The organism is Clavibacter lycopersici (assembly GCF_003576405.1).
GTDB lineage: Bacteria > Actinomycetota > Actinomycetes > Actinomycetales > Microbacteriaceae > Clavibacter > Clavibacter lycopersici.
Genome location: NZ_QWGT01000194.1, coordinates 1 through 5,350 on the forward strand (window position 1 = coordinate 1; position 5,350 = coordinate 5,350).

Annotated in this window: 3 protein-coding genes and 1 pseudogene; 1 reads left to right on the forward strand and 3 read right to left on the reverse strand. The window is 72.7% G+C overall.

What is annotated here, in order from left to right:
- Positions 1-907 (forward strand): annotated as a pseudogene (locus DZG00_RS11785) (hypothetical protein); the annotation flags it as partial.
- Positions 908-988: 81 nt separating this feature from the next.
- On the opposite strand, the gene lepA reads toward DZG00_RS11785, so the two are convergent.
- The 3 genes from lepA to DZG00_RS11800 all read right to left on the reverse strand — a co-directional run bounded on the left by lepA (position 989) and on the right by DZG00_RS11800 (position 5,194).
- Entirely contained in the window at positions 989-2,836 is a 1,848-nt protein-coding gene (lepA, locus tag DZG00_RS11790; protein ID WP_119382192.1) for a translation elongation factor 4, read from the reverse strand.
- Positions 2,837-2,942: 106 nt separating this feature from the next.
- Positions 2,943-3,938, reverse strand: a complete 996-nt coding sequence (locus DZG00_RS11795; RefSeq protein WP_119382191.1) for an epimerase — start codon at positions 3,936-3,938, stop codon at positions 2,943-2,945.
- The gene (locus DZG00_RS11800) at positions 3,935-5,194 is read right to left on the reverse strand and encodes an amidohydrolase (RefSeq protein WP_119382190.1); all 1,260 of its coding nucleotides are present in this window, start codon (positions 5,192-5,194) and stop codon (positions 3,935-3,937) included. The genes DZG00_RS11795 and DZG00_RS11800 overlap by 4 nt, the downstream gene beginning before the upstream one ends.
- Positions 5,195-5,350 lie beyond the last annotated feature (156 nt).

Sequence of the window (5,350 nt, forward strand, 5' to 3'; positions counted from 1 at the left end):
ACCTGGGATCGAGACTCCGGTGGAGGCGCCGTCGGTCGAGGCACCTGGTGGCGGGGAGCCCGCCGCGGAGGCACCGGCCGTCCCGGCCCCGGCCGTCGACACGGTGCCCGCTGCCGAGCCCGCCGCCGACGAGGAGCCCGCGCAGCTCCCCCCGCCCGTGATCCTGACGCCCTCGGAGGGCGCCGGCCAGGTCCTCGGCACGACGACCTTCTCCGGCACGGGAGTGGCAGGGGCACGGATCTCGCTCAGCGTGTTCGCGGAGGGGTTCCGGGCGCACCACGGTGACAGCGCCGGCTTCCTGGGCTTCGAGGCGCAAGTCCAGGCCGACGGCACCTGGACCACGACCGAGGGCCTGCCCGTGGGCTTCTGGGTGGTGAAGGCGGACCAGGTGCTCGGCGAGGCCGCCACGGCCACCGAGGGCAACGTGGCCTTCACGATCCGCCCGGCCGCTCCGGTCATCACCAGCCCCACGCCCGATGCGCAGGTCGACGGTCGCCTGCACCTCGCGGGCACCGCGACCGCGGGCTCCCGGGTCGTGCTCACGATCGACGGCACGTACGACGAGCCCCTCACGGTGACCTCACCCGTCGGCGCCGACGGCACGTGGTCCGTCGACCAGGTCCTCCCGTCGGGTTCGTACTCCGTGACCGCGGTCGAGTCGCAGTACCTCCCCTACGAGCGCGAGGCGCGCAGCATCGAGTCGGGCTCCTCCCCTGCGGTCCCGTACACGGTCACCGGCGCCCGCGTCGCGACGGTCGGCCACCGCACGACGCTGCCGGTGACGGGCGCCGACCCCGTGCCGCTGATCGCCCTGACGGGATCCCTGCTCGCCGCGGGCCTCGCGCTCGTCGCCGTCCCGGCGATCCGCCGTCGCCGCGCCGTCGGCCGCTCGACGCCCCGCGGGTGATGCGTCCGCGGTCCTGACCGCACGCACGACGCGCCCCCTGCCTCGAGAGGCAGGGGGCGCGTCGTGCGTGCGGGCACCGGGCTACTTGGCCTTCTTCTCCGTGTCGCCCGAGAGCGCGGCGATGAACGCCTCCTGGGGGACCTCGACGCGGCCGACCATCTTCATGCGCTTCTTGCCCTCCTTCTGCTTCTCGAGGAGCTTGCGCTTGCGGGTGATGTCGCCGCCGTAGCACTTGGCGAGCACGTCCTTCCGCATGGCGCGGATGGACTCGCGGGCGATGATCCGGGCGCCGATGGCGGCCTGGATCGGCACCTCGAACTGCTGGCGCGGGATGAGCTCCCGGAGCCGGCCGGTCATCAAGACCCCGTACGCGTACGCCTTGTCGCGGTGCACGATGGCGCTGAACGCGTCCACCTGCTCGCCCTGCAGCAGGATGTCGACCTTCACGAGGTCGGACTCCTGCGAGCCCGCGGGCTCGTAGTCGAGCGACGCGTACCCGGCCGTCTTGCTCTTGAGGTTGTCGAAGAAGTCGAACACGATCTCGCCGAGCGGCATCGTGTAGCGGATCTCCACCCGGTCCTCCCCGAGGTACTCCATGCCGAGCAGGATCCCGCGCCGCGACTGGCACAACTCCATGATCGTGCCGACGTAGTCCTTGGGCGCGAGGATCGCGGCCTTCACGACGGGCTCGGAGACGCTGACGATCTTGCCGCCCGGGAACTCGCTCGGGTTGGTCACCGTCACGGTCCTCTTGTCCTCGCTCGTGACCTCGTAGATCACGCTGGGGGCGGTCGTGATCAGGTCGAGCCCGAACTCTCGCGAGAGGCGCTCCGTGATGATCTCGAGGTGCAGGAGCCCGAGGAACCCGCAGCGGAAGCCGAAGCCCAGCGCGACGGAGGTCTCGGGCTCGTAGACCAGCGCCGCGTCGGAGAGCTTGAGCTTGTCGAGCGCGTCCCGGAGGTCGGGGTAGTCGGACCCGTCGATCGGGTAGAGCCCGGAGAAGACCATGGGCAGCGGCTCGGTGTAGCCGGGCAGCGCCTCGGTCGCGGGGCGTGCGGCGGTCGTGACGGTGTCGCCGACCTTCGACTGGCGCACGTCCTTCACGCCCGTGATGAGGTAGCCCACCTCGCCGACCCCGAGGCCGTCCGACGGCGTGGGCTCGGGCGAGCTGACGCCGATCTCGAGGATCTCGTGGGTGGCGCGCGTGGACATCATCGAGATCTTCTCGCGCGGGCTGAGCTTGCCGTCGATCATGCGGACGTACGTGACCACGCCGCGGTAGGCGTCGTAGACCGAGTCGAAGATCATGGCGCGGGCCGCGGCGTCGGGATCGCCGACGGGCGCGGGGATGGTGCGGGAGACGCGATCCAGCAGCTCCTCGACGCCCGCGCCGGTCTTGCCGGAGACGCGCAGCACGTCCTCCGGGCTGCCGCCGATGAGGGACGCGAGCTCGGCCGCGTACTTGTCGGGGTCGGCGGCCGGCAGGTCGATCTTGTTGAGCACCGGGATGATCGTCAGGTCGTTCTCGAGCGCGAGGTAGAGGTTCGCGAGGGTCTGGGCCTCGATGCCCTGCGCGGCGTCGACCAGGAGGATCGCGCCCTCGCACGCGGCGAGCGAGCGCGACACCTCGTAGGAGAAGTCGACGTGGCCCGGGGTGTCGATCATGTTGAGCGCGTACGTCCGCCCGTCGAGCTCCCACGGCATGCGGACGGCCTGGCTCTTGATGGTGATGCCGCGCTCGCGCTCGATGTCCATGCGGTCGAGGTACTGGGCGCGCATGGAGCGCGAGTCGACGACGCCCGTCATCTGCAGCATGCGGTCGGCCAGCGTGGACTTGCCGTGGTCGATGTGGGCGATGATGCAGAAGTTGCGGATGGACGCGGGGTCGGTCGCGGCGGGCCGGAGGGCCTTCGTTGCTAGGGGGCTCACGCGTTCCTTCGGTGGGGTCGGTGCTGTGGGGCGGAACCACGATCATCCCACGGCACGTCGCGCGGGCGGGTCGCGGAGCCGGGTCGACGGACCCGGCCCCACGCGTTCAGCGCCGGACGATGTCGGCGACGGCCTGGTCGAGCTCCGGCCAGCGGAACCGGAACCCGGCGGCCTCCAGCGTCTCCGGCACGACCCAGCGGCTCTTGAGGACGAGCTCGGGCTCCGTGCGGAACAGCCACATGCCGACCTCCAGCATCCACCGGTTCGCGGCGAGGCCGATCGGCATGCCTACGGCCCGACGGAGCACCTTCATCAGCCGGCGGTTCGTGACGGGCTCGGGGCTCGACGCGTTCACGGGCCCCTCGAGGGACGGGGTGTCGCGCACGAAGCGGATGATCCCCACCAGGTCGTCGATGTGCAGCCAGCTGAAGACCTGGCGGCCGTGGGTGGGCTGGTACCTGTGGTGGGCACCGGCGCGGATGCGCGAGGGGCGGCCGGGGAAGCGGCCGTCGAGCTGCGGGCCGCCGAGGCCGAACCGCGCGAGGCCGAGGAGCGGCTGGAGCGCGCCGTCGCGGCCGAGGACGATCGCGATCCGCAGCGCCACGCGCCGGGTGGACGGCAGCTCGGGCGTGAAGAACGCGCGCTCCCAGGCGCGCCCGACCGACGGCGAGAAGTCGTCGCCGAGCTCGCCCGTCGACTCCGTCTGCGGACGGTCGGTCGCGTGCCGGTAGACGGTGGCGGTGGAGGCGTTGATCCAGACCGGAACGGGCCGCGCGCTGTCGGCGACGGCACGCGCGAGCTCGGCCGTCGTCTCGACGCGCGATCGGAGGATCTCCCGCCGGTCGGCGACGCCGTAGCGGCAGTTCACGCTCTTTCCGGCCAGGTTCACGAGGAGGTCGGCGCCGTCCACGATGCGGCGGATCCCGTCCTCGTCGCCCCAGCGCGCGTCGGCGCCCGATCGGCCGACCGTGAGCACGCGGTAGCCCTCGTCGGTCAGCTCGCGCACGAGCACCTGCCCGATGAAGCCGGACGCGCCCGCGACGACGGCGGTGCGCGGGGCGTCGGACCCGGTGCCGGGAGCCCCGGCCGTCGCCTCGCTCATGCGCCGAAGCGCGTGCCGCGCTCGACCGTGGTGCCGCGGCCGTCGGCCCAGGTGTAGACCGTGTCGCCGCCGATGATGACGTGCTCGGCGCGCGACTGGACGTCGAGCGGGTCGCCCGACCAGATCACGACGTCGGCGTCGAGGCCCGGGGTGAGGGCGCCGACGCGGTGGTCGAGGCGGAGGATCGCCGCCGGGTTCGCGGTGATGGCGCGGATCGCGATGTCGGCGGGCAGGCCGTCCTTCACGGCGAACGACGCCTGGTGCACCAGGAAGTCGATGGGCACGACGGGGGCGTCGGTGGTGATCGCGACGAGCACGCCGGCGCGGTGCAGGGCGGCGAGGTTCGCGACGGCGCGGTCGCGCAGCTCGACCTTGGAGCGCGAGGTGATCATCGGGCCGAAGATGACGGGGATGCCGCGCTCGGCGAGCACGTCCGCGATCTTGTCGCCCTCGGTGCCGTGGTTGACGACGAGGCGGTAGCCGAACTCGTCGGCGAGGCGGATCGCGGTGGCGATGTCGTCGTGGCGGTGCGTGTGCTGGTCCCAGGCGAGCTCCCCGTCGAGCACGCGCACGAGGGTCTCCTTGCCGAGGTCGCGGGAGAAGGGCTTGCCTTCCGCGGCTGCGTGGTCGCGCGCGGCGCGGTAGTCCTCGGCGTCGCGGAAGGCGCGGCGGATCACCATGGCGACGCCGAGGCGCGTGCTGGGGGTCCTGCCCTTCTCGCCGTAGACGCGCTTCGGGTTCTCGCCCAGCGCGCTCTTCACGCTCACGGAGTCGCTGACGAGCTGCTCGTCGATCGTGCGGCCGCCCCACGACTTGATGGCGACCGACTGGCCGCCGATCGGGTTGCCCGAGCCGGGCTTCACGACGATGGTCGTGACGCCTCCCTTGAGCGCGTCGCGGAAGCCCTCGTCGTCGATGTCGATGGCGTCGATGGCGCGGACCGACGACATGTCGGGATCGGTCATCTCGTTCGTGTCGTTGCCCGCGGGGCCGTTGGCCTCCTCGTGGATGCCGACGTGGCCGTGCGCCTCGACGAAGCCGGGCAGGACCCAGCGGCCGGCGGCGTCGATCACGGTCGCGCCCTCGGGCACCTCCACGTCGGCGCCTGCGCCGACCGCGGCGACGAGGCCGTCGCGGAGGAGGACGGTGCCGCCGGGGATGGGCGCGCCGTCCACGGGGACGACGTGGCCGCCGACGATGGCGGTGACGGTGGATGCGGACGCGCGGACGGGAGCGGTGCTGTCGGAGAGGGGCATGCTCCGAGCCTAGGACGCGGGCGTCGCCTCGTCCGTCGCGGGGCCGTCTCGCCGCGCTACGCGGAGGGCGCGGCCTCGCCGGGGGCCGGCAGCCGGCGGAGGCCCGCGAGGAGCGCGTCGCGGTCGGCGGCGAGGGAGACGCGGATCCACCCCTCG